This window comes from Streptomyces sp. CO7 (assembly GCF_053474865.1).
Genome location: NZ_JBRIOU010000004.1, coordinates 151480 through 156030, shown reverse-complemented (window position 1 = coordinate 156030; position 4551 = coordinate 151480). Strand labels below are relative to the sequence as shown.

Annotated in this window: 7 protein-coding genes; 4 read left to right on the top strand and 3 right to left on the bottom strand. The window is 74.4% G+C overall.

Going from position 1 to position 4551, the window contains the following annotated elements:
• Positions 1-581: class F sortase (locus ACOV8S_RS13410; RefSeq protein WP_448318052.1), on the top strand; the 581-nt coding region annotated here is incomplete at its 5' end.
• Positions 582-642: 61 nt separating this feature from the next.
• A complete protein-coding gene (locus ACOV8S_RS13405) occupies positions 643-1059 on the top strand; it encodes a hypothetical protein (RefSeq protein WP_448318051.1) in 417 nt (138 codons plus the stop codon).
• A 45-nt stretch (positions 1060-1104) separates the two neighbouring features.
• On the opposite strand, the gene ACOV8S_RS13400 is transcribed toward ACOV8S_RS13405, so the two are convergent.
• A complete protein-coding gene (locus ACOV8S_RS13400) occupies positions 1105-1620 on the bottom strand; it encodes a DUF3515 domain-containing protein (RefSeq protein WP_448318050.1) in 516 nt (171 codons plus the stop codon).
• A 20-nt stretch (positions 1621-1640) separates the two neighbouring features.
• Positions 1641-1874 (bottom strand): Lrp/AsnC family transcriptional regulator, encoded by a 234-nt coding sequence (locus ACOV8S_RS13395; protein ID WP_108954215.1) that lies wholly within the window; start codon positions 1872-1874, stop codon positions 1641-1643.
• A gap of 274 nt (positions 1875-2148) precedes the next feature.
• Here ACOV8S_RS13395 and ACOV8S_RS13390 point away from each other — a divergent pair, with 274 nt between their 5' ends.
• Together ACOV8S_RS13390 and thiD are read left to right on the top strand one after the other, a co-directional pair.
• Positions 2149-3114: a thiamine-phosphate kinase gene (locus ACOV8S_RS13390; RefSeq protein ID WP_448318049.1), complete on the top strand. Its 966-nt coding sequence runs from the start codon at positions 2149-2151 to the stop codon at positions 3112-3114.
• Between the two features lie 37 nt (positions 3115-3151).
• Positions 3152-3970: a bifunctional hydroxymethylpyrimidine kinase/phosphomethylpyrimidine kinase gene (thiD, locus tag ACOV8S_RS13385; RefSeq protein ID WP_448318848.1), complete on the top strand. Its 819-nt coding sequence runs from the start codon at positions 3152-3154 to the stop codon at positions 3968-3970.
• A 169-nt stretch (positions 3971-4139) separates the two neighbouring features.
• Here thiD and rpmB read toward each other — a convergent pair whose 3' ends face one another.
• Positions 4140-4325 carry a 50S ribosomal protein L28 gene (rpmB, locus tag ACOV8S_RS13380; RefSeq protein ID WP_108954212.1) on the bottom strand — a complete coding sequence of 62 codons (186 nt, stop codon included), beginning with the start codon at positions 4323-4325 and terminating at the stop codon, positions 4140-4142.
• Positions 4326-4551: the final 226 nt, after the last annotated feature.

Sequence of the window (4551 nt, the reverse complement as noted above, 5' to 3'; positions counted from 1 at the left end):
CCGCGCGACCGCGCGCCGCGGCGGCCGCGCCCCCGGGGTCGGCGGCCGTGCCGCCCCTCGCCCCCGCTCCCGCACTGTCCGCCTCGGCCGCACGGCCGGGCACGCCGGTGCCCGCGGCGGACGGACGACGGCAGCACGCTCCCCTGCGCGTGCTGGTGCGTGCGATAGGGCTGGACGCACCGGTGCTGCCGGTGGGCGTCACCCGGCAGGGGGACATGTCCGTCCCGTCCGACCCGGCCGTCGCCGGCTGGTACCGCCACGGCCCCGCCCCGGGCGGCGACCGGGGGTCCGCCGTACTGGCCGGGCACCTCGACGACGCCGCCGGAGCCCTCGGCACCTTCGCGCTGCTGCGCGAGGCGGAGCCCGGCGACCAGGTGGAGGTCTGGCGCGAGGGGGCCGAACCGGTCCGCTACCGCGTCACCGCCCGCACGACGGTGCCCGACGACGCCCTGCCGCCCGCGGTGTTCCGCCGCGACGGCCCTCCCGTCCTCACCCTGATCACCTGTGCCCCGCCCTACGCCCCCGGCGAGGGCGGCTACCGGGCCAACCTGGTCGTCGTCGCTGAACCGGTCCCCGCGTGAGAGCGACGGCGGCGCCGGGCGGCGCGGTCCGCGGCACGGCACAGCGACAAGGAAGACAACGGTGGCGCACGTCGACCCGACCCGCCTGATGGACATCGCCCTGGGCCACGCGGCCCCGGCCGACGATCCCGTCCTGGGCCACCTCGCCCGGTGCGCGCGTTGCCGGGAGGAACTGCTCTGCACCGCGCTCGTCGTCGCGGCCGCGCGCGGGGTGCAGGAGCGGGACGTGCCGGCCGCGCCCCCGGAGCGGGTCTGGCGGCGCATCGCCGAGGGCCTCGCCGAGCCGGAGGCGACGCCCGCGCCGCAGACCGGCCCGTCGCACGGGCCTCCGGTTCCGCAGCCCCGCACCGGGCGCCCGCCGGAGTCGGCCGGCAGCCGCCGGGCCGGCCACGCCCCGCCGTCCCGCACCAGGCACGCCGCCGCCCTCCGGCAGTGCCTGCGCGCCGTCCTGCGGTGGGTCCGCGGGCTGGGGGGCTAGGGACAGTGGGGCGAATCCCGTGGCCCCCGGCGCCCTCGGCGGGGTTCAGTCCGCGATTTCGTCAGGGATGGCGCGCTTGATCGCGGGCGCCAGGTCGACCAGCGGGTAGGAGCCGTTCTCCCCGGCCACCTCCTTGGGGACGGTGACCTCGACGTAGGCCCGGCGCAGCCCCGTCGTGAAGCGGTATCCGCCGTCGCCCAACTCCTCCATGACGTACACCACCCCGTCGATCGCCACCGGCACCTGCTCGGGATCGCTCATCACAGGGGGTCGCGGAATGCCGCAGCGGAGTATGATCGCCGGGCTTCCCCAGCCCGCCGTGAACTCGGACTGCGGCTCGGGGTCGGAGCGGTCCTCGTCGACCACCGTCCCCGGCAACGCCTCGTCCAGCGCACGGCAGAGTCCGGCCACTTCCTTGCCCGGAGCGGGAACCGCCGCCTCGGCCCGGTCGTCTGCCGAGGAGCAGGCGGGAGCCAGGAGCAGCAGCCCGGCCACGCCCGCCGACGCGAGCGGACGGGTGCGACGGGCACGGGAACGAGGCCGGTGACGGAAGGAACGCACCGGCCCAGGGTAGACGGGGGCTACAGATGCACGACCGGGCAGGTCAGTGTCCGCGTGATGCCGTCCACCCCCTGGATCTTCGCGACGACCATGCGGCCGAGCTCGTCGACCGACTCGGACTGCGCCCGCACGATGACGTCGTACGGCCCGGTCACGTCCTCGGCCTGGATCACACCGGAGAACTTGCTGATCGTGTCGGCGACGGAGGACGCCTTGCCTACCTCCGTCTGGATGAGGATGTACGCCTGTACCACGGAACCTCCAGGGCGGCTTCGAGGATCGTGTGGGGAAAAGGAACGCCACGGTATCGCGTAGCCCCTCCCCGGGGGGAGACCTCGCCGATCAAGGGCTCGCGCGCCCGAGTGCACTCCCCGGCGCGTGTTGACGCCCTCCGCGGCCGCCGCACGGCCCGCGACCTGCGGACCGGGCGGCCCGGTGCGCAGGCGGACCCCGCCGACATGTACACAGGGGGATACGCATGACACTGATACCCGGCACAACGACGGCTGAAGGGAACGGTGAGACGCGGTGAAGGGAACCGTGGGGGAACTGGGGGAGTTCGGGCTCATCAGGGAGCTCACCTCCCGGCTCACCACCACCCCGGCGGTCCGGCTAGGTCCGGGCGACGACGCCGCCGTGGTCTCCGCACCCGACCGGCGCGTGGTGGCGAGCACCGACATCCTGGTCGAGGGCCGCCACTTCCGCCGGGACTGGTCGACCGCCTACGACGTCGGCCGCAAGGCCGCCGCGCAGAACCTGGCCGACATCGCCGCGATGGGCGCCGTGCCGACGGCCCTGCTGCTCGGCCTGGTGCTGCCCGCCGACCTCCCGGTGACCTGGCCGACGGAGCTGATGGACGGCCTGCGCGACGAGTGCCAGGTGGCCGGCGCGGCCGTGGTCGGCGGGGACGTCGTCCGCGGCGACACCATCACCGTCTCCATCACCGCCCTCGGCGACCTGCGCAACCACGAGCCGGTGACCCGGGCCGGCGCGCAGCCCGGAGACCTGGTCGCGGTCACCGGCTGGCTGGGCTGGTCGGCGGCCGGCTTCGCGGTGCTCTCGCGCGGGTTCCGCTCGCCGCGCGCCTTCGTGGAGGCGCACCGCCGCCCCGAGCCGCCGTACCACGCGGGTCCCGCCGCGGCCTCCCTCGGCGCGACCGCGATGTGCGACGTCAGCGACGGCCTGATCGCCGACCTGGGCCACATCGCGGAGGCCAGCAAGGTCCGCATCGACATCCGCTCGGGCGCGCTGGACATCCCGACGCAGATGAACGACATCGGCTCCGCGGTCGGCGTCGACCCGCTGCAGTGGGTGCTCACCGGGGGCGAGGACCACGCCATCGTGGCCACCTTCCCGCCCGACGTGAAGCTGCCCGCGCGGTGGAAGGTGATCGGCGAGGTCCTCAACCCGTCGGCGCTGCCCCAGGTCACCGTGGACGGCGCCCCGTGGACCCGCAAGGGCGGCTGGGACCACTTCGCGGACATGGAGGACTGAGGCGGACGTGGGCGAGGCGGACGTGGGTGGGGCGGACGTGAAGAACCCGGGAACCACCGGTGCCGGGGCGCCGCCGCTGGTGCTGACCGTCGCCGGGTCCGACTCCGGCGGCGGCGCGGGCATCCAGGCGGACCTCAAGACGATGCTGGCGCTCGGCGTGCACGGTATGAGCGTGCTGACCGCCGTCACCGCGCAGAATTCGCGCGGGGTGCACGGCGTCTGGGACCTCCCGGCTGAGGCGGTGCGCGCCCAGTACCGGGCGGTGGCCGACGACATCGGTGTGGACGCCGTCAAGACCGGGATGCTGTCCTCGGCCGAACTGGTGGAGCTGGTAGCCGAGTTGATCGGCTCGACCGGGGCTCCGGCGGTGGTCGACCCGGTGAGCGTGTCCAAGCACGGAGACCCGCTGCTGGCCGGCTCCGCCCTCGACGCGGTGCGCCGCCGGCTGCTGCCCGCGGCCACCGTGGTCACCCCGAACCTGGACGAGGTGGCCCAGCTCACCGGCGTGCGCGTGGAGGACGAGCCCGGCATGCGGCGGGCCGCCGAAGCCCTGCTGGAGCTCGGGCCGCGCTGGGTGCTGGTCAAGGGCGGTCACCTCGCGGGCGAGGCGGTGGACCTGCTGACCGACGGGACGGAGGAGCACCTGCTGCGGGCGCCGCGGCTGGACAACCGCCACACCCACGGCACCGGGTGCACCCTCGCCTCCGCGATCGCCTCCCACCTGGCGCTCGGACTGCCGGTGCCGGAGGCGGTCGCGAGGGCGAAGGAGTACGTCACGGGCGCGATAGCCGCCGGGTTCCGGCTCGGCTCGGGGATCGGCCCCGTCGACCACGGCTGGCGCACGCGCGGACGGTGAGGGGTCGGCCGTCCTGCACCCGCCCCTCCGGGTTCACCCGGGACGGCGCATCCGGACAGCAGAAAGCCGGTCCACGGTAATCGTGGACCGGCTCAATGCAGCGAACCGGCAGTGGCCGCGCGTGATGTCCCCGCAACCCGGGGAGTCCCGGGACAGCGGGTGGTGGACGTCAGCGCGAGACCTTGCCGGCCTTGATGCACGAGGTGCAAGCGTTCACGCGCTTCGGCGTCCCGCCCACCACGGTACGAACGCGCTGGATGTTGGGGTTCCAGCGACGGGGCGTACGGCGGTGCGAAAACGAGATGTTGTTGCCGAAGCTCGGGCCCTTGCCGCAGACGTCGCAGTTGGCAGCCACGGGTCACTCCAAAGACTTCAGATGCACTTACGGTGGACCCCGGCATGCCAGGGGTCGGATCGAAGGGATCTGAGTGGCCTTGCCAGGGGAATGGCCCGAACGGATCGGGCAACCGGAGCAGCATACAACGACTGCGTCCGTACAACGAAACTACCACGGAGCGGCCGTCGACCCGCCCGGAGCCCCTCACGGGGAGCGACCGCCGGAGGACCGGGGGACACCGGGG